This is a genomic window from Lentibacter sp. (assembly GCF_965658795.1).
In the GTDB taxonomy this organism is placed as follows: Bacteria; Pseudomonadota; Alphaproteobacteria; order Rhodobacterales; family Rhodobacteraceae; genus Lentibacter.
In genome coordinates this window covers 21,538-41,316 of sequence record NZ_CBFHTG010000022.1, presented here as the reverse complement: position 1 = coordinate 41,316, position 19,779 = coordinate 21,538, and the positions used below count along the sequence as shown (strand labels likewise).

Genomic DNA, 19,779 nt, shown 5'->3' with positions numbered 1-19,779 from the left:
CTTGAAACAGGTCCGCATCTCTAACGTCAATAGTATCAAGCTTTCGAGACCAACCTGTAGATTCCTTTCCCGCACCAAGCTGAACAGCTAACTGCTTTGCTAAGCGTTCAATTCGTTGCCGCTCTTTCTTGAGTTTTATGGCAGCAAAGCCCTTGGCGTTAATCTTCGATATATACTCATCTAGAGCAACATACAGTGTAGGCGCTCCAACTCTTGAGCTTGAACTTATAGCAGCCTTTCCCAGCACAAAGTCTATGTCCTGCTGAATTACGTCGTAGAGTTCGTTAGGGCCAGTTTCATCAACTCCTACGCTTTGTTGAACATGTACTAGTCCACCTACAAACTCTTGGCCTTGGACATCCCAGCGCCCATACAGAAATGCCTCCCTTGCATCAGTGTACTTTTTCTTATCAGCTTCAGACGCATTCACGTTTGGTGCTTGATCAGGGTGAATACCAAGTTCTCTGAGTTCATGTTCATGCATGTAAAACGCATCAAGGCGTTTCGGATGATTGCTCCCTTTAACAACCAAGCCTTGGCGCTTCAGGCGCACTTTATCATTAAACAGAGTTTCTTGCTGGGCCGCTAACTTTCGGGCCTCCCGCTCATCCTTTGTTCTTAGCGATACAACATGCTCAGTCTTACGCTTACCGTTAGCATCCCATGTATCTAAGATGTCTAACGGTATCCTGCGACGATACTGCCAGTATCCATTGTTTCGTAGGAACAAGTAAGAGTTTTGGCTTTTCTTAGGCATGAGGAAAACTACCAAAGAAACCTGCTGATGTGTAGCAATATCCTGACTTTTGTGTAGCAATGGAGCAGTTTAAGCCTTACCACCATCAACGTTTGCTAGGTTTTATCGGGAAATCGACTGGTTATTGGTGCCCAGGAGAGGACTCGAACCTCCACGTCCATACAGACACTAGCACCTGAAGCTAGCGCGTCTACCATTCCGCCACCTGGGCAGGTGTCGATGCCAGCGCTTTAAGCGTGGCCAGAGCCGCTGTCAACGGGATTCAAAGGGTTTTGCACGCAAAGTCTCCATATCGCCTTGCCCAATGTCTGCGCTGAGCGTAGGAAAAGACAAGTTTTTTGGCAAACGGAGGCTTTTCATGTCCAAGCTAGTGACAATTTTCGGCGGCTCGGGGTTTGTCGGACGCTATATCGCGCAGCAGCTTGCTATGAAGGGTTGGCGCGTGCGTGTTGCTGTGCGCCGTCCAAACGAAGCTTTGTATGTGCGGCCTTATGGAGCTGTTGGGCAAGTCGAGCCGGTGTTTTGTAACATTCGCGATGACGCAAGTGTTGAGGCTGTGACCCGTGGCGCGGATGCTGTTGTCAATTGTGTTGGTACATTTGATCGCAAGGGCAAGAACAACTTTGACGCTGTTCAGGCCGAAGGCGCTGCACGGGTTGCGCGCATTGCGGCTTTGATGGGAGTCGAAACGCTTGTCCACTTGTCTGCGCTTGGCGTGGATCGTGACCAAGAGAGCGAATATGCCCGCACCAAGCGCGCGGGTGAAGAAGGTATCCTTGCTGAATTCCCGAATGCGATGATCTTGCGGCCTTCTGTTGTGTTCGGGCCTGAAGACGGGTTCTTCAACCGCTTTGCGGGAATGGCGCGCATGGGCCCGATCTTCCCGCTGATCGGCGGATCAACTCAGTTTCAGCCCGTGTATGTGATGGACGTGGCTGCGGCGGCTGTGATGGGTGTTGAGGGCAAGGCCCACGGCATCTATGAGCTGGGCGGCCCCGAAGTGAAAAGCCTGCGCGGCTGGGTAGATGTTATTCTCGATGAAGTTCTGCGCAAAAAGCCTGTCTTGAACGCGCCAATGTTTGTTGGCCGCATGATGGCTTGGAGCTTTGATCTATTGCAAACGCTGACGTTTGGTCTTGCTAAAAACGGATTGATCACGCGGGATCAGGTGAAACAGCTGCAGATTGACAATGTTGTGCAAGACGGAGCCAAAACGCTTGCAGACCTTGGCATCAATGCGACGGCGCCAGAGGCGATCATCGAGACCTATCTGTGGCGCTACCGGCCATCAGGCCAGTACGATGCGATCCGTGACTCGGCCAAGAATCTCAAGATTTAAGCGCTGTACGAAATCACCAACAAGACAACGCCGAGTGCAACGCGGTAGACCACGTACGGCGTGAAGCTGACGCTGCGCAGGAGACGCATCATAAAGCTCAATGCAAAAAGCGCCGCGACAAAGGCCATTGCCGCAGCAATAGCACCGTCGCGCGCGACTTGGGCGTCGGCGGTTGCAGCAACTTCTACACCCAAGAGCGCACCACTGGCGACAATTGTCGGGATCGACATAAGCATGGCAAGCTTGGCAGAGTCAGCTCGTGAATAGCCGAGCATACGCCCCGCTGTGATGCAGATACCTGAGCGAGACGTTCCCGGAACAAGCGCAACGGCTTGCCAAAGGCCCATCTTGATCGCGTCTTTGGTTGTCCAGTCAGCGTCGGTTTTCTCAACACTTCCACGTTGATCTGCCCACCACAGCAGAAGGCCAAACAGCAGCATTGTCCACCCGATCACTGTCATAGAGCGCATGGCATCAGACAGGCCCGTGAGCTTAAGAATAAGGCCGAAGATGATGGCCGGGATCGTTGCGATCATCAGCAAGAAAGCAAGTTTGGAACCTTTGGTATCAATGCGGCCCGTGAGCATACGCGGGATACCAGCGAGGCCAAGACCGACATCACGCCAGAAGAAAATGACAACAGCGAAAAGCGTACCGATATGAACAGCGACGTCGATAGCTTGGCCTTGGTCTGGTGCCGACGACAGCTCGGAGATCAGAATGAGATGGCCAGAAGATGACACGGGCAAGAACTCGGTGATGCCTTGCACCAGCGCAACGAGAATCAATAAGTAAAACGGCATATGCGGCCCTGCTTTGCTTGGCTTTCCCGCAGCTATAAAGCGCTATGAGAAAAAGGAAAGTCACATGATATGTCCGATTCGGACATAGTATTTCCCGAAATCATCCACTTTAGCAATGCTGACACCCTCTTTTCTTTATTTAGGTCAGTGCTTATGACTTTTCTTTATTTTGAAGGTGCATTATGAGGTTTTGAGACGGAAATAGGAGACTTGGCTGTGGCAAAGCAACCGATGCTGAAATTTGTAACTGTAGAACGTGACATGCCCGAAAAGCGGACGGCGGGAGCGCGTAAGCAAGACTTCGGCGAAATTTATCAAGAATATGCTAAAGCCAAGGCCGAGGAGCAGGCAAGCCGCTGTAGCCAATGTGGTGTTCCATATTGCCAGAGCCACTGCCCGCTTCACAACAACATCCCAGACTGGCTCAACCTCACGGCCACGGGCCGCCTTAAAGAGGCTTATGAAGTCAGCCAGGCGACAAACACTTTCCCAGAGATCTGTGGCCGCATCTGCCCGCAAGACCGCCTGTGCGAAGGCAACTGCGTTATTGAACAGTCCGGCCACGGCACTGTGACAATCGGCGCTGTCGAAAAATACATTACCGATACCGCTTGGGAAGAAGGCTGGGTCACCCCCGTTAAGCCCGCCCAAGAGCGCACCGAGAGCGTCGGCATTATTGGCGCCGGCCCCGGCGGCTTGGCAGCCGCCGAGCGTTTGCGCGCCGCGGGTGTGCAGGTCACGGTCTATGACCGCTACGACCGCGCAGGCGGGCTGCTCACCTACGGTATCCCCGGCTTCAAGCTTGAAAAAGATGTGGTCATGCGCCGTATTGACCAGCTGGAGCAGGGCGGTGTGACGATGAAGCTCAACTGCAACATCGGCACTGACATCACCTTTGGTGCGCTGCGCGGCCAGCATGACGCGGTGATCATTGCGACAGGTGTGTATAAGACAAGAGACCTTGGCGGCGAAGGCTCGGAAGCAGATGGTATCGTCAACGCAATTGACTATCTCACCACATCCAACCGCCTCAGCTTTGGCGACGCTGTACCAGAATTCGAGAGCGGCGAACTGAACGCGGCTGGCAAGAAGGTCGTCGTCATCGGTGGTGGTGATACGGCAATGGACTGTGTTCGCACAGCGATCCGCCAAGGTGCGGAAAGCGTAAAATGCCTTTACCGCCGTGACCGTGCGAACATGCCCGGCTCCCAGCGCGAAGTGAACAACGCCGAAGAAGAAGGCGTTATCTTTGAGTGGCTGGCTGCCCCCGCAGGCTTTGTGGGCAACCCAGTAAATGCTGTAAAAGTGCAGAAAATGCGCCTTGGCGCACCTGATGTAAGCGGACGCCAAAGCCCTGAAGTTATCGAAGGAGCCGACTATAACGAAGCGGCTGACCTTGTGATCAAGGCGCTTGGCTTTGAGGCAGAAGACCTGCCAACGCTCTGGGGCTGTCAAGAGCTGCCCGTGACCCGCTGGGGCACTGTAAAGGCGGCTTACGAGACAGGCGCAACCGATCTTGAAGGCGTCTATGCCGTTGGCGATATCGTACGCGGGGCTTCTCTTGTTGTCTGGGCGATCCGCGATGGCCGCGACTGCGCAGATGCGATCTTGAAGAAGTTCATGACCGTTAACCAAATCGCTGCGGAGTAAATTCAGGGGGGTGAAAAGCGTGCACCATGCGTGCACCCCCTGTGCACCGCCAAAACGCGTTTTTTGAAACGTGCCAAATGTAACCCGACCGTACGCTGCCCCCATTGGGCAAGTTGACTGACCTAGTGAGACCCGAACACCGAATGAGCGAAACACGCGACATAAACGGCCAATGCCTCTGCGGAGCTGTCACGGTGCAAGCCACTGTGACAGAGCCAACGATGCGCGCCTGTCACTGTGACATGTGCCGCCGCCATACGGGCAGCATGTTTATGTCGATCAAGACCGACGACGGCAGCATCCGCGTGAGCGGGCCTGCCACGCGGTTTCGCTCATCAGACTGGGCCGAGCGCGGCTTTTGCCCCACCTGCGGCTCAACGCTTTGGTACGGGCTTGTCGAGACAGGCGAGATCAATCTTGCTGCGGGGCTTTTTGACAACGCGGGCGGCGCGCCGCTCACAACCGAATTCTTTTCCGATATGTGCCCCACGGGCTACGCCTTTGCGGGTAATCATAGACGGATGACAACTGACGAAACGATCGCGCTCTTTGCGCCTGAGGAGGACTGAAGCCATGACCAAATATGATGCAAACTGGGTGCGTGAAGAAGAAGCCAAACGCAAATGGATGGCTGAAAACGGGCTTTACAGCGAAGAGGAAGAGCATTCTTCCTGCGGTGTTGGCCTTGTTGTTTCACTTGATGGGGCGCCAAAGCGCTCGGTTGTTGAAAACGGGATCGCAGCGCTCAAAGCGATCTGGCACCGTGGCGCTGTTGATGCAGACGGCAAGACAGGTGACGGCGCAGGCATCCATGTGCAAATCCCTGCAAAGTTTTTCTACGACAAAATCCGCCGCACGGGCCATGAGCCACGCATGGACGAGCTGATTGCTGTTGGCCAGATTTTCCTGCCGCGCACCGACTTTGGCGCCCAAGAGCGCTGCCGCACGATTGTGGAAACCGAAGTTCTGCGCATGGGCTACTACATCTATGGCTGGCGCCATGTGCCTGTTGATATTGCCTGCCTTGGCGAAAAGGCCAATGCAACGCGCCCCGAGATCGAGCAAATCCTGATCTCTAACTCCAAAGGCGTGGATGAAGAGCAGTTTGAGCGCGAGCTTTACGTGATCCGCCGCCGTATCGAGAAAGCCGTGACAGGCGCAGGCATCCAAGGGCTGTATGTTTGCTCGCTGTCGTGCCGCTCTGTGATTTACAAGGGTATGATGCTGGCCGAGCAGGTCGCCGAATTCTACCCTGATCTGATGGATGAGCGCTTTGAAAGTGCTTTTGCGATCTATCACCAGCGTTACAGCACCAATACTTTTCCGCAGTGGTGGCTGGCCCAGCCTTTCCGCATGTTGGCGCACAACGGCGAGATCAACACGCTCAAAGGCAACGTCAACTGGATGAAGAGCCACGAAATCCGCATGGCGAGCAACTTCTTTGGCGAGCTGGCCGAAGATATCAAGCCTATCGTTCAGCCCGGCTCTTCGGACTCTGCTGCGCTTGATGCTGTGTTTGAAGTGCTCGTGCGCGCGGGGCGCGATGCGCCGATGGCAAAGACCATGCTCATTCCTGAAAGCTGGAGCAAGCAGGCCGTAGAGCTGCCCGAAGCGTGGCGCGATATGTACAGCTACTGCAACTCTGTGATTGAGCCGTGGGATGGCCCCGCCGCACTGGCGATGACCGATGGTCGCTGGGTCTGTGCGGGCCTTGACCGCAACGGCCTGCGCCCCATGCGCTATGTTGTGACAGGTGACGGGCTGCTGATTGCCGGTTCTGAAGCGGGCATGGTGCCGATTGACGAGGCCAGCGTGCGCGAAAAGGGTGCGCTTGGGCCAGGGCAGATGATTGCTGTGGATATGAAAGAGGGTGGCCTCTTTCACGACACCGAGATCAAAGACAAGCTCGCAGCCGCGCAGCCGTTTGGCGACTGGGTTGGCAAGATCAACGAGTTGGACGACGAGCTTGCGCGCATCACCGAGAAAGAGATGTTTGACGGCGAAGAGCTGCGCAAGCGGCAGGTTGCGGCTGGCTACACGATGGAAGAGCTGGAGCAGATCCTTGCGCCCATGTGTGAAGACGCCAAGGAAGCACTGGCCTCTATGGGCGATGACACGCCCAGCGCGGTTCTGTCCAAGCAGTACCGCCCGCTGAGCCACTATTTCCGCCAGAACTTCTCTCAGGTGACAAACCCGCCCATCGACTCTTTGCGCGAATTCCGCGTGATGAGCCTGAAAACGCGCTTTGGCAACCTCAAGAACGTGCTCGACCAGAGCAGCGCCCAGACCGAGATTATCGTCGTGGAAAGCCCGTTTGTGGGCAACGCCCAATGGGACGAGCTGACGCGGCATTTCAACGCCGATCTGGTCGAGATCGACTGTACGTTTGACGCAAGCGCCGGCGAAAATGCGCTGCGCGACGCGCTCGAGCTGATCCGTCAGCGTGCCGAAGATGCTGTGCGCTCGGGCGCGGGCCACCTTGTGTTGACCGACCATCACCAGACAGATGCGCGCGTTGCGATCCCGATGATTTTGGCGACAAGTGCGGTGCACTCGTGGCTCACACGCAAGGGCCTGCGCACGTTCTGCTCGCTCAACGTGCGCTCGGCTGAGTGTATTGACCCACATTACTTCGCCGTACTCGTCGGCTGTGGCGCGACCACGGTAAACCCGTATCTCGCAGAAGACTCGGTCGCTGACCGTATCCGCCGCGGCCTGCTGGATGGCACGCTCACCGAAAACATGGCGCGCTACCGTGAAGCTGTTGACCAAGGCTTGCTCAAGATCATGGCCAAGATGGGCATCAGCGTTATCAGCTCGTATCGTGGCGGCATGAACTTTGAGGCCGTGGGCCTGAGCCGCGCAATGTGTGCCGAATATTTCCCCGGCCTCACAAGCCGTATCAGCGGAATTGGTATCCGCGGGATTCAGGCAAAAGCAGTCTCTATCCACGCCAAAGGCTTTGCTGCCAGCTCTGATGTTCTGCCCATCGGCGGCTTTTACAAAGCGCGCAAATCGGGCGAGACACACGCGTGGGGCGCAAGCAGCATGCATATCATGCAGACCGCCTGTAACCGCGCCTCCTACGAGATGTGGAAGCAATACTCCAAAGCGATGCAATCCAACCCGCCCATTCACTTGCGCGATCTTCTCGCTATCAAACCGCTGGGCAAATCTATTCCCATCGAAGACGTGGAAAGCATCACCAGCATTCGCAAACGCTTTGTCACACCGGGCATGAGCCTTGGTGCGCTCTCACCTGAAGCGCACAAGACCCTCAACGTGGCGATGAACCGTATCGGGGCAAAGTCTGACTCTGGCGAAGGCGGGGAAGACCCGGCACACTTCCACCCGGAGCCGAACGGCGACAACCCCTCTGCAAAGATCAAGCAGGTGGCGTCAGGGCGCTTTGGTGTGACAGCGGAATACCTCAACCAATGTGAAGAGCTTGAAATCAAGGTTGCACAGGGCGCCAAGCCCGGTGAGGGCGGCCAGCTTCCGGGCATGAAGGTCACAGACCTGATTGCACGTTTGCGCCACTCAACCAAAGGCGTGACGCTGATCAGCCCGCCACCGCACCACGATATCTACTCCATCGAAGACCTTGCCCAGCTGATCTATGATCTCAAACAGATCAACCCGCGCTGCAAAGTGACGGTGAAACTGGTTGCACAGTCAGGCGTTGGCACGATTGCGGCAGGTGTGGCCAAAGCCAAGGCCGATGTGATCCTGATTTCGGGCCACAACGGCGGCACGGGCGCGAGCCCTGCAACCAGCATCAAGTTTGCTGGCCTGCCATGGGAGATGGGCCTGACCGAAGCGCACCAAGTGCTTGCCATGAACAACCTGCGTGAGCGTGTCACGCTGCGCACAGATGGTGGGCTGCGCACCGGTCGCGATATTGTCATGGCCGCAATGATGGGCGCTGAGGAATACGGGATCGGCACAGCTGCGCTGATTGCTATGGGCTGTATCATGGTGCGTCAGTGCCAGAGCAACACATGCCCCGTAGGTGTCTGCACACAAGATGAAGACCTGCGCGCAAAGTTCACTGGCAATGCTGACAAGGTTGTAAACCTCATCACGTTCTATGCGACCGAAGTGCGCGAGATTCTGGCCGAAATCGGCGCGAAGAGCCTTGATGACGTGATCGGGCGGGCAGACCTTTTGAGCCAAGTCAGCCGAGGTGCAGAGCACCTTGATGACCTTGACCTCAACCCGCTTCTCATCACCGTGGATGGCGCAAAGGCGATCAAGTACGACCGTGACCGCGCGCGCAACGCTGTGCCTGATACGCTCGATGCAGAAATCGTGCGCGACGCGCAGCGCTTCCTGGAAGATGGCGAGAAAATGCAGCTCTCTTACGCTGTGCAAAACACGCACCGCACCGTGGGCACACGCACTTCCAGCCACATTGTGCGTAAGTTCGGAATGCGCAACAACTTGCAGGAAAACCACCTGACCGTGAAGCTCACAGGCAGCGCGGGCCAGTCTCTTGGTGCCTTTGCTGCACCCGGCCTCAAGCTTGAAGTGAGTGGCGATGCCAACGACTATGTCGGCAAGGGCCTCTCGGGCGGAACAATCGTGGTGCGCCCCCCTATGGCGAGCAAGCTGACCGCGAGCGACAACACCATCATCGGCAACACTGTGCTCTACGGCGCAACCGACGGCCACCTTTTTGCCGCCGGCCGCGCGGGCGAGCGCTTTGCGGTGCGTAACTCGGGCGCGAAAGTGGTTATCGAGGGCTGCGGCAGCAACGGCTGTGAATATATGACAGGCGGTGTCGCTGTGATCCTTGGCAGCATCGGCGCAAACTTTGGCGCAGGCATGACGGGTGGTATGGCTTATGTCTATGACCCAGAGGGCAAAGCCGAAAAGCTGATGAACCGCGAAACGCTTGTGACCTGCTCTGTCAGCGTCAGCCACTGGGAAGACCAGCTGAAAGGTCTTATCGAGCGCCACGCGCAAGAAACAGGCAGCCGCAAAGCGGAAGAAATCTTGCTGCATTGGGACTTTGAAAAGCAGAACTTCCTGCAAATCTGCCCTAAAGAAATGCTCAACAAGCTGGCCTATCCGCTGACCAACGAGTCAGAGGCTGTTCCAGCCGAGTAAGGCGCAGCAAAGCAACACAAAAGGGCGGCCGCGCGAGCGAGCCGCCTTTTTTATATGTAGTTGCTTTTCGCGCGGGGGCTTGGCCAGTATAGAGGCATGGTGGCTAGGAAGACAAAACCCAAACAGAAGGCAAAGCGCGAACGCCGCTTTACTCCGCTGCAATGGCTCAAGCGGTGGATGTTCCGTCTGTGCTTGCTGGCCATTGTGCTGCCTGCCTGCGTGATTGCGGCACATAGCTACTTTAACCCGCCTCAAGGGATCTACATGCGCCAGGAGGCGCAGCGCCTTGGCGAGGTGAAGCGGATCTGGACACCAGCCAGCGATATCGCACCTGTCATGCTGCGCTCGGTCGTGGCGGCAGAAGACGCGAGCTTTTGTCAGCACTGGGGCTTTGATATGCGCGCCATTCGCGCGGCACTTGCCGATGGCACGGGGCGGGGCGCTTCAACGCTCACGCAGCAAGTGGTGAAGAACACCTACCTCTGGCATGGCCGTGACTGGAGCCGCAAAGCGCTTGAAGCCTTGCTCACCCCGCTTGTCGAGCTGTTTTGGAGCAAGCGGCGGGTCTTAGAGGTCTATCTCAACGTGGCCGAGTTTGACGAAGGCATCTTTGGTGTGACAGCCGCCGCGCAACATTATTTTGGTGTGAAGCCCAACAAGCTGAGCGCGCTGCAGGCGGCACGGCTAGCTGCTATCTTGCCCGCGCCAAAGAGCCGCTCCGCCTCGCGGCCCTCAAACTATGTGCGCAACCGCACCCGCCAGATCATGGACGGGGCTGAGACAATCCGCCGAGACGGACGCGCCGACTGTTTCTCGAGTTGAAACTCCCGCGTTAAAGTTGCATTGAAGAGCTGTCCCAACATTTCGAGCGCTCTATTATGGCCACTTTATATCATGTTCCGCTTTCTCCCTTTTGCCGCAAGGTGCGGTTGAGTCTGGCTGAAAAGCGTATTGAATGTGAGCTGATCGAAGAGCGCTATTGGGAGCAGGACGCAGACTTCTTGCGCCGCAACCCTGCGGCCAAAGTCCCTGTTCTCAAGATCGACGGGCGCACACTTTCGGAAAGTGCTGCGATCTGTGAATATCTCGAAGAGGTTTACCCAGACGTCGCCCTGATGCCGCAAAAGGCAGAAGAGCGCTACGAAGTGCGCCGCCTCGTTGGCTGGTTTGACGACAAGTTTCACCGCGAAGTGACGGCCAACCTTGTTTACGAGCGCGTCAACAAGAAGGTCATGGGGCAGGGCTACCCCGACAGTAAAAATGTGAAAGCCGGTGCGAAAGCGATCAAGTTCCATCTTGATTACCTCACTTGGCTTTTGGAGCACCGCCGCTGGCTGGCTGGTAACGAAATGACGCTCGCCGACTTTGCTGCGGCTGCGCATCTTTCTTCGCTGGATTATATCTCCGACGTGGATTGGAACCGGTCTGAGACGGTGAAAGACTGGTACGCAAAGATCAAATCGCGCCCCGCGTTTCGCTCGATTTTGGCGGATCAGGTGCCTGGCTTTCCGCCACCGCCACATTACGCCGACCTTGATTTCTGATAGGGTGGCAGCGTGATGGACACGCTCGCTGAAAAACTGCGCGCCCAAGCAAGGGCTGAAGGCTTTGACGCCTGCCGCATTTGTGCGCCTGATTCTGTGCCGCAAGTGCCTGCACGTTTGGAGGCGTTTCTCGCCAAAGGCTACCACGGGCAGATGGGCTGGCTCGCCGAGCGCACCCATTGGCGCGCCAACCCCGCCGCGCTCTGGCCCGAAGCGCGCTCGGTGATCATGCTGGCAGTGAGCTACACACCCGATACCGATCCGCTGGCCGCTTTGGAGCATAAAAAGGCCGGAACAGTCTCTGTTTATGCCCAAAACAAGGATTATCACGACCTGATCAAAAAGGCGCTGAAGCGGCTGGCGCGCTGGATGATTGCGGAAGCAGGGGGTGAGGTGAAGGTCTTTGTGGATACAGCCCCCGTGCCTGAAAAGGCGCTTGGAGAGGCGGCTGGCCTTGGCTGGCAAGGCAAGCATACAAACCTTGTGAGCCGCGAGCTGGGAAACTGGTTTTTCATTGGCTCGATCTTCACCACGCTCGAGCTGCCCAAAGACACGCCAGAACAAGACCACTGTGGAAGCTGCCGTAACTGTCTCGATATCTGCCCGACACAGGCCTTTCCCGCCCCCTATAAACTCGACGCGCGGCGCTGCATTTCTTATCTCACCATCGAACATCACGGGCCGGTTGACGAAGAGCTGCGCCCGCTGATGGGCAACCGCATCTATGGATGTGATGACTGCCTCGCCGTGTGCCCTTGGAACAAGTTTGCTGTGGAGGCCCGCGAGATGCGGCTGAAGCCACGGGCTGATCTTCAGAGCCCGCCGCTTGCCGAGCTGGCACTGCTGGATGATGCTATGTTTCGAGAGCGGTTTTCCGGCAGCCCTATCAAACGGATAGGGCGGAACCGCTTTGTGCGCAATGTGCTTTACGCCATCGGCAACTCTGGCAGTGCAGCCCTGCGCGAAACCGCAGAACGCCTGCGCACCGATGAGGACGAAACCGTGCGTGACGCGGCGGATTGGGCGTGCAAGCGACTTCAAAGCGCCGCAAACGGGCAGGACGGATAGGGCCAAAAGGCTAAACCCTTGAGGCGAACAGAGTAGGGAAGCGACATGGCCATTTTGCTGGGCGTCGACACAGGCGGCACATATACCGATGCGGTTTTGCTTCGTGACGAAGAGGAAGTTCTGGCGTCGGCCAAATCCCTCACAACGCGGCACGACCTTGCCATAGGGATTGGCAAGGCAGTGCAAGCGGTGCTTGATGCCTCTGGCGTTGACCCGTCTATAATCGGCCTTGCCTCGCTCTCGACCACGCTTGCGACCAATGCGTTGGTGGAAGGTCAGGGCGGCCGTGTCGGGCTTGTCTATATCGGCTTTCCCGAAAGCGATCTGGCCAAACACGGGCTAAGCGACGCGCTCAAAGGCGACCCCCATATCGTTTTGACAGGAGGACACGACCACGCAGGTGGGGAGGCGCATAGCCTTGATGAAGCGGGTCTTTCAGCTTGGTTAGAGACTGTTTCCGGCATTTCTGCCTTTGCTGTGGCAAGCAAATTTGCAACACGAAACCCAGCCCATGAGCAAACGGCAATGGAGCTTATCCGAACAGCAACAGGCGCGCCTGTCTCGGCCTCTCACCAGCTTTCGGCAAAGCTCAACGGGCCAAAGCGCGCGCTTACAGCGCTTCTCAATGCGCGGCTGATCGGGATGATCGACAAACTGATTGTGCGGGCAGAAGACGGGCTGCGCGACCTTGGTGTGACAGCCCCCCTCATGGTGGTGCGCGGCGATGGCGCGCTCATATCCGCAGCACAGGCGCGCGAGAAACCGATTGAAACGATCCTGAGCGGCCCTGCGGCTTCTATCGTCGGGGCGCAGTGGATGACCGGAGCGCAAGATGCACTTGTGAGCGATATCGGCGGCACGACAACCGATATCGCCCTGTTGCGCGGTGGGCGGCCCAAGATTGACCCTGAAGGCGCACGCGTGGGGCCGTATCGCACCATGGTGGAAGCTGTTGCAATGCGCACAAGCGGGCTCGGCGGCGACAGCGAGGTGCACTTTATCACCGAGGGGTTGCAAGGCGGGCTCACGCTGGGGCCAAGGCGTGTTTTGCCTGTGAGCCTGATTGCGCTGGATGACCCTGAGCTTGTGATTGGCACGCTCGAAGCCCAGTTGCGCGCCGTCGCGCCAAGCGAGTTTGACGCAAAGTTCATCAAGCGGGTGGACGGTGTAAGCGCCGATGGATTGAGTGAGCGCGATGCCGGGGTTCTGGAGCGGGTGCAAGGCGTGATGCCGCTGAGCAAAGTGGTGCGCACACGGATTGAGACGCAGTCTATTCGCAGGCTTGTAGAGCGGGGGATTGTCCAGGTTTCTGGGGTGACACCCTCAGATGCCAGCCATGTGCTTGGCTTGCTCGACAGCTGGCATAACGAGGCCGCGCGGCTGGCGCTGGAGCTGCTGTGCAGGCGGCGCAAAGGAGATGGCGAGCGGCTGGCGAGAGAACCGGAAGCGCTGGCCAAGCTGATCCTTAAGCAGATGACCGAGCAAACAAGTTTGGCATTGTTAGAGACTGTTTTTGCCGAGGAGAGCGAGACATTTGAGGGGGAACCAGCCCGGCTCGCGCGCCATGAGCTTTTGCGCGCAGCGTTGCGAAACCACTCAGGGCTTATTGCGATGACTGCGCGGGTGAATGTGCCTGTTGTGGGCTTAGGCGCCTCGGCAAGCACGTATTACCCCGATGTCGGCACAAAGCTGGGCTGTGAGATGATCTTACCTGAGCATGCAGGCGTGGCCAACGCGCTCGGCGCGGTTGTCGGGCGGGTGACCATGCGGCAGAGCCTGAGTGTTACCAGCCCATCAGAAGGACGGTTCCGCCTTCATGCAGAAACCGGCCCTGAGGATTTTGCCGACCTTGAGCCCGCGCTTATGGCCGCGGAAACCCTATTGCGCGCAGCCGTTATCAAGGCGGCAAAAGACGCTGGGGCAGGCGATATTGAAACATCGGTCACGCGGGAGCTTCGGCGCAGTGAGGCCGAAGCCCGCGAGATATTTGTGGAAGGTCTTGTCACAGTCGAGGCCGCCGGGCGACCCCGAATTGCTGACTAAACCAGTTTAGGACTTTGGCATCGACGACACGCCAACTTGCGCAGGGCGCAGGAGGCGATCGTGGAGCATGAAGCCCTCGGCTGAAACCTGAATGATATCACCCGCGTTTGTCCCCGGCAGGGGCGCTTCGAACATGGCTTCGTGAATGTTCGGGTCAAAGCGGTCACCGACCTGCGGCGCGATAACGGTCATGCCGTGCTTTGAAAAGACATTGACCAGCTCACGCATGGTAAGCTCGATGCCTTCAATGATAGCTTTGGCGCCTGCGCGCTGCTCTTCTGTTGCGGCCTCAAGAGCGCGCTTCATGTTGTCATAGACTGGCAGCATGTCGCGAGCCAGCTTGGAGCCGCCGTATTGCTCGGCTTCGCGGCGCATTTTGTCGCCACGCTTGCGCGCATTTTCGGCATCGGCCAAAGCGCGCATGAATTTGTCTTTGAAAGCGTCCCGCTCTGCGCGCAGCTCGTCGATCTCTATTTCCTCGGGAAGAGCTTCGGAAAGCTCCTGCTCAAGTTCGTCAAGTTCTGCTTGCTCGATATCATCAAGGAAATCGTCTTCTTTGCGATCTGCCATGTCCGTCACCTTTAACTTCTGTTGGAAATAAGCTTGCCAACCAGCTGTGCTGTATAATCAACTATCGGAACAATGCGACCGTAATTTAGCCTCGTGGGGCCAATAACACCAATTGCACCGATAATCTTACGATCAGCGTTCATATAGGGAGAGACGACCAAAGAGGAACCCGAAAGTGAAAAAAGTTTGTTCTCAGAGCCAATAAAAATGCGCACGCCTTCGCCTTCATCGGCGAGTTCAAGAAATTCGACGATATCGCGCTTGCGCTCCAGGTCGTCAAACAGGGTTTTGATCTTTTCCAGCCCTTCCTCTTCGCCTTCACCGATCAGGTTTGAGCGGCCACGCACGATGAGGCGCTCATAGCTTTCGCCTTGGCCCTCCCAAACAGCAAGGCCGCTATCCACAAGTTGGCGCGCCAGAACATCAATCTCTTGACGACGGTTGCTGATCTCGCGGCGGATGGTTGTGCCAAGCTCGGTGAGCGTTTTCCCTTCGGCCAGAGCATTGAGAAAATTGGCCGCTTCACGCATGGAGCTGGGGGTAGCGCCAAGGGGCGGGGTGAACACACGGTTTTCAACGTGGCCATCGGAAAACACCAGCACAACAAGCGCACGGTCGGCAGCCAAAGGCACAAACTCGATATGCTTGATCGCGGCCTCATGCTTGGGCGCGAGCACAAGCGATGCCCCCTGGGTGACACCCGACAGAGCAGCGCCGACACGGTCAAGCAAACCCGAGACATCGCCCGAGTTTTTGCCCATGGTTTCGTCGATCTTGCGGCGGTCGTTTGTTTCAAGCTCGTTTACTTCAAGCAAACCGTCAACAAACATGCGCAAGCCCTGCTGGGTCGGGACACGGCCAGCGCTTGTGTGGGGGCTTCCGAGCAGCCCCATGAACTCAAGGTCAGACATGACGTTGCGCACGGTTGCTGCGCTGACCTTTTCGCTCATCGTGCGGGTGAGGGTGCGTGAGCCGACAGGATCGCCTGAATCAAGATAGCCCTGCACCACACGGCGAAACACCTCGCGGGTGCGCTCGTTCATCTCGGATAGAAGCTGTGTATTGTCGGTCATTGTTGCATTCCTCGCGCAGCATTTAAGAACCAAGGGGCGCGAAAGGTCAATCGGGCTTGTGTTTTAGGGCTTTCGCCTTGTATCCCGACACGAACAAGAAAAGGAATTTCAAATGCGACCCTCAGGCCGACTACTAGACCAAATGCGCGACGTCTCCATCGAGACCGATGTTACAAAACATGCCGAAGGCTCCTGCATGATCCGTATGGGCGACACCCATGTGCTGTGCACCGCCACGTTGGAAGAGCGTGTACCGCCGTTTGTAAAGGGCTCAGGCCTTGGCTGGGTCACGGCTGAATACGGGATGCTCCCACGCTCGACGACAAGCCGTATGCGCCGCGAAGCGACGGCCGGCAAGCAGGGTGGCCGCACTGTTGAGATCCAGCGCCTGATTGGCCGCTCACTGCGCGCGGGTGTTGACCGTGTTGCGCTTGGCGAACGCCAGATCACGATTGACTGTGATGTCATTCAAGCCGACGGCGGCACGCGCTGCGCCTCAATCACCGGTGGCTGGGTTGCGCTGAAACTGGCCGTGAACAAGCTGATCAAGGCTGGCGATGTAATCTCTGATCCACTGGTTGACCCTGTTGCAGCTGTATCTTGCGGAATCTATGCGGGCCAACCCGTCCTTGACCTTGATTACCCTGAAGACAGCGAAGCTGGCGTTGACGGCAACTTCATCATGACGGGCAGCAAGAAGCTGATCGAAGTGCAGATGTCTGCCGAGGGCCAGACCTTTAGCCGCGACCAGATGAACCAACTTATGGACCTCGCTGAAAAAGGCGTTAGCGAATTGGTTCTGCTTCAGAAGGCTGCGACGGGTGCGTAAGTTTGACGGAGATCAGCTGGTCATTGCATCGCACAATGCTGGCAAGCTGCGTGAAATCGCAGAGCTGCTTGCGCCCTTTGGGGTAAAGGTCAGCTCTGCGGCCGAACACGGCCTGGAAGAGCCAGAAGAAACCGAAGACACCTTTGTTGGCAATGCGCGCATTAAGGCGCATTTTGCCGCCAAGGCCACAGGGCTGCCTGCGCTGTCTGATGACAGTGGTATTACCGTTGATGCGCTGGACGGCGCACCGGGCGTCTATACAGCTGATTGGGCCGAGACCCCAAATGGCCGGGATTTCGCCATGGCAATGGAGAAAGTCTGGACATTGCTCGACACCAAGATGGCGCCTTTTCCGCGCACTGCGGCGTTTAACGCGACGCTGTGTCTGGCTTGGCCAGATGGGCACGACGAAGTTTTTGAGGGGCGTGTAGAAGGACAGGTTGTCTGGCCGATGCGTGGCACGCGCGGATTTGGCTTTGACCCGATGTTTCAGCCAAATGGCAAAGCCGAGACATTTGGAGAAATGGACCCCGCCGAGAAAAACGCGATGAGCCACCGCCAAGACGCTTTTGACAAGCTTGTGACGGGCTGTTTTGAATAACGACTGGCAGAATGGGGGCTTTGGCATTTATGTGCATTGGCCCTTCTGTGAGGCCAAGTGCCCCTATTGCGACTTCAACAGTCATGTTGTGCGCAAAATAGACCAGTTGCGCTGGCTTAGAGCCTATCTTTTAGAGATAGAACGCTACGGTGAAGCGCTTTCAGGGCGCGTTGTTTCGAGCATTTTCTTTGGTGGCGGCACGCCAAGCCTCATGGAGCCAGAGGTGGTTGCCGGAGTGATCGACAAGATCAAGGCAACTTGGCCCGTGGCCAACGACCTTGAAGTTACGCTCGAAGCAAACCCCGGATCTGTAGAAGCGGGGCGCTTTAAGGGCTACCGCGATGCGGGCGTGACGCGTATTTCGATGGGTGTGCAAGCCTTGAATGATGACGACCTCAGGCGCTTGGGGCGGATACACACAGTCGCAGAGGCGCAAGCTGCCTTTGAAATTGCGCGCAAGAGCTTTGATAAGGTCAGCTTTGACCTCATCTATGCGAGGCAAGGGCAAACACCCGAAGCATGGCGTGACGAGCTAAAGCAAGCATTGGGCTTGGCTGTAGATCACCTTTCGCTCTACCAGCTGACCATCGAACAGGGCACAGCCTTTGGAGACCGCTACAACGCAGGCAAGCTGCGAGGGCTTCCAGACGATGATGCCTCAGCCGAGATGTATGAGATCACGCAGGACATTTGTGGCGAAGCGGGCCTCTTGGCTTATGAGGTTTCCAATCACGCGCAAGTCGGCTCTGAATGCAGGCACAACGAAATATACTGGCGCTATGGCGACTATGCTGGCATTGGCCCCGGAGCGCACGGCCGTATATCTTTACCAAACGGGCGCTTTGCAACAGAAGGCTTCATGCAGCCCAATGCATGGCTGGAAGCTGCAGAACGCGGCAATGGCGAGAAGCTGCGCGAGGCCCTGACGAACGATGATCAAGCGACAGAATTTCTCCTGATGGGGATGCGCCTGTCAGAGGGTGTGAGCCTTGATCGCTTTGTGAGCCTGTCTGGGCGAAGCCTGAAAGCTGACGCCTTAACGGACCTTCAGGAGCTTGGAATGGTGACGCTTGAAGGCGAACGCCTCAAAGCAACCCAGAAGGGACGGTTTATCTTGAACTCTGTTCTGGCACGGCTGTTGGAGGACTGAATGAAGCTTCTCTGGGTTACCTTCGGTCTTCTTTGTGTCGGGCTCGCCTTTATTGGCATTGTGCTGCCACTTCTGCCAACGGTGCCGTTTCTTTTGCTGGCGGCCTTCTGTTTTGCGCGGTCATCAGAACGGCTGCACAACTGGCTTGTCACTCACCCCAAGCTTGGGCCACCGATACTGGACTGGCAGACCCGAGGCGCCATCACACCCAAGGCAAAAAAGCTCGCAACTCTGTCTGTTGCCGTAGTTTTCACGCTATCGCTTATACTCGGGCTAAAGCCCTTCGTGCTGGTCATCCAAGCGATAACGCTTGGATGTGTCATGCTGTTTATCTGGACGCGGCCAAACTAACTACGACAACTTGCCACAGAGCTCATCCAACTGATCGAGCGATGTATAGCTGATCGTGATCTGGCCGGTTTCGGCACCCTCTGAATGATTGATTGAGACCTTCATTCCCAGGCTTGCCGAAAGATCACCCTCAAGCGCGATCGTATCTGCATCTTTTGCGGTGGGCTTGCCGCGTGGCTTTGAGTCGGTTGCGGGCTTACCCGCTTTTTTCACAAGCTGCTCTGTTGCCCGAACGGACAACCCCTTGCTGACGATTTCACGCGCTAGCGCCGCTGGATCATCGGCGGTGATCAACGCACGAGCATGGCCGGCTGAAAGCTGCCCTTCAGCCAGAAGCGACAAGACCGAGTCGGGCAGTGCGAGGAGGCGCATCTGGTTGGCGATGTGGCTCCGGCTTTTGCCAAGCGCTTGGGCGAGCTTTTCTTGTGTGTGGCCGAATTTTTCGATCAGCTGACGGTACCCAACAGCCTCTTCAACTGGATTGAGGTCGGCGCGTTGGATGTTTTCGATGATGGCGACTTCAAGCACCTCAACATCATCAAAATCTCTAATGATAACAGGTACTTGGTGAAGCTGGGCTTTTTGAGACGCACGCCAGCGACGCTCGCCAGCCACGATCTGGTAAACCCCGCTTTCATTGGGATGCGGGCGCACGATCAGAGGCTGGATAACACCCTTCTCACGGATCGATTCAGCCAAGTCAGCCAACGCAACAGCATCAAATGTGCGCCGCGGCTGATCGGGGTTGGGTTTAACCCGCTCAATCGGCACCATGATATCGCCGCGCGGACTTTGAACCGCGGCCTTCTCTGTCTCGGCTGGCATTTCGGCCATAAGCGCTGACAGCCCTCGTCCGAGGCCGCGTGACTTGCTCTTCTTATCGGACATG

The 19,779-nt window shown here is 56.9% G+C and carries 17 protein-coding genes and 1 tRNA gene; 12 read left to right on the top strand and 6 right to left on the bottom strand.

Annotated features, from left to right (window positions below; genetic code table 11):
• Both ACTG3X_RS12950 and ACTG3X_RS12945 read right to left on the bottom strand, forming a co-directional pair.
• A partial coding sequence (locus ACTG3X_RS12950) for a DUF6538 domain-containing protein (protein ID WP_439111695.1) occupies positions 1 to 817 on the bottom strand: 817 nt, incomplete at its 3' end.
• A 65-nt stretch (positions 818 to 882) separates the two neighbouring features.
• Positions 883 to 968, bottom strand: a tRNA-Leu gene (locus ACTG3X_RS12945).
• Positions 969 to 1,115: 147 nt separating this feature from the next.
• Here ACTG3X_RS12945 and ACTG3X_RS12940 point away from each other — a divergent pair.
• Positions 1,116 to 2,096: a complex I NDUFA9 subunit family protein gene (locus ACTG3X_RS12940; RefSeq protein WP_439111694.1), complete on the top strand. Its 981-nt coding sequence runs from the start codon at positions 1,116 to 1,118 to the stop codon at positions 2,094 to 2,096.
• Here the strand turns inward: ACTG3X_RS12940 and ACTG3X_RS12935 are convergent.
• Positions 2,093 to 2,899, bottom strand: coding sequence for an undecaprenyl-diphosphate phosphatase (locus ACTG3X_RS12935; RefSeq protein WP_439111693.1), 807 nt, complete (start codon positions 2,897 to 2,899; stop codon positions 2,093 to 2,095). The two genes, ACTG3X_RS12940 and ACTG3X_RS12935, sit on opposite strands and share 4 nt — an antisense overlap.
• Positions 2,900 to 3,115: 216 nt before the next feature.
• Between ACTG3X_RS12935 and ACTG3X_RS12930 the strand changes: the two genes are divergently transcribed.
• The 7 genes from ACTG3X_RS12930 (at position 3,116) to ACTG3X_RS12900 (ending at position 14,316) form a co-directional block, all read left to right on the top strand.
• Complete coding sequence (locus tag ACTG3X_RS12930; RefSeq protein WP_439111692.1) at positions 3,116 to 4,549, top strand: NAD(P)-dependent oxidoreductase; 1,434 nt, start codon at positions 3,116 to 3,118, stop codon at positions 4,547 to 4,549.
• Between the two features lie 143 nt (positions 4,550 to 4,692).
• On the top strand, positions 4,693 to 5,118 hold the full coding sequence (locus ACTG3X_RS12925; RefSeq protein ID WP_439111691.1) for a GFA family protein: 426 nt from the start codon (positions 4,693 to 4,695) through the stop codon (positions 5,116 to 5,118).
• Positions 5,119 to 5,122: 4 nt separating this feature from the next.
• Positions 5,123 to 9,661, top strand: coding sequence for a glutamate synthase large subunit (gene gltB, locus ACTG3X_RS12920; protein ID WP_439111690.1), 4,539 nt, complete (start codon positions 5,123 to 5,125; stop codon positions 9,659 to 9,661).
• Positions 9,662 to 9,757: 96 nt separating this feature from the next.
• Positions 9,758 to 10,483 carry a monofunctional biosynthetic peptidoglycan transglycosylase gene (gene mtgA / locus ACTG3X_RS12915; protein WP_439111689.1) on the top strand — a complete coding sequence of 242 codons (726 nt, stop codon included), beginning with the start codon at positions 9,758 to 9,760 and terminating at the stop codon, positions 10,481 to 10,483.
• Positions 10,484 to 10,539: 56 nt separating this feature from the next.
• Entirely contained in the window at positions 10,540 to 11,205 is a 666-nt protein-coding gene (gene fzlA, locus ACTG3X_RS12910) for an FtsZ-binding protein FzlA (RefSeq protein WP_439111688.1), read from the top strand.
• Between the two features lie 15 nt (positions 11,206 to 11,220).
• A complete protein-coding gene (queG, locus tag ACTG3X_RS12905) occupies positions 11,221 to 12,273 on the top strand; it encodes a tRNA epoxyqueuosine(34) reductase QueG (protein WP_439111687.1) in 1,053 nt (350 codons plus the stop codon).
• Between the two features lie 45 nt (positions 12,274 to 12,318).
• Positions 12,319 to 14,316 carry a hydantoinase/oxoprolinase N-terminal domain-containing protein gene (locus tag ACTG3X_RS12900; protein ID WP_439111686.1) on the top strand — a complete coding sequence of 666 codons (1,998 nt, stop codon included), beginning with the start codon at positions 12,319 to 12,321 and terminating at the stop codon, positions 14,314 to 14,316.
• A 6-nt stretch (positions 14,317 to 14,322) separates the two neighbouring features.
• Here the strand turns inward: ACTG3X_RS12900 and ACTG3X_RS12895 are convergent, their stop codons facing one another.
• Together ACTG3X_RS12895 and hrcA are read right to left on the bottom strand one after the other, a co-directional pair.
• A complete protein-coding gene (locus tag ACTG3X_RS12895) occupies positions 14,323 to 14,886 on the bottom strand; it encodes a nucleotide exchange factor GrpE (protein ID WP_439111685.1) in 564 nt (187 codons plus the stop codon).
• Between the two features lie 11 nt (positions 14,887 to 14,897).
• Complete coding sequence (hrcA, locus tag ACTG3X_RS12890; RefSeq protein WP_439111684.1) at positions 14,898 to 15,959, bottom strand: heat-inducible transcriptional repressor HrcA; 1,062 nt, start codon at positions 15,957 to 15,959, stop codon at positions 14,898 to 14,900.
• 112 nt (positions 15,960 to 16,071) lie between these two features.
• Here hrcA and rph point away from each other — a divergent pair, with 112 nt between their 5' ends.
• The 4 genes from rph to ACTG3X_RS12870 are packed head-to-tail and all read left to right on the top strand — an operon-like array spanning position 16,072 to position 18,890.
• Positions 16,072 to 16,788 (top strand): ribonuclease PH, encoded by a 717-nt coding sequence (rph, locus tag ACTG3X_RS12885; protein ID WP_439111683.1) that lies wholly within the window; start codon positions 16,072 to 16,074, stop codon positions 16,786 to 16,788.
• The gene (gene rdgB, locus ACTG3X_RS12880) at positions 16,781 to 17,389 is read left to right on the top strand and encodes an RdgB/HAM1 family non-canonical purine NTP pyrophosphatase (RefSeq protein WP_439111682.1); all 609 of its coding nucleotides are present in this window, start codon (positions 16,781 to 16,783) and stop codon (positions 17,387 to 17,389) included. The genes rph and rdgB overlap by 8 nt, the downstream gene beginning before the upstream one ends.
• Positions 17,382 to 18,539 (top strand): radical SAM family heme chaperone HemW, encoded by a 1,158-nt coding sequence (gene hemW / locus ACTG3X_RS12875; protein ID WP_439111681.1) that lies wholly within the window; start codon positions 17,382 to 17,384, stop codon positions 18,537 to 18,539. The genes rdgB and hemW overlap by 8 nt, the downstream gene beginning before the upstream one ends.
• A complete protein-coding gene (locus ACTG3X_RS12870) occupies positions 18,540 to 18,890 on the top strand; it encodes a YbaN family protein (protein WP_439111680.1) in 351 nt (116 codons plus the stop codon).
• Here ACTG3X_RS12870 and ACTG3X_RS12865 read toward each other — a convergent pair whose 3' ends face one another.
• Entirely contained in the window at positions 18,891 to 19,778 is an 888-nt protein-coding gene (locus ACTG3X_RS12865; protein WP_439111679.1) for a ParB/RepB/Spo0J family partition protein, read from the bottom strand.
• Position 19,779: the final 1 nt, after the last annotated feature.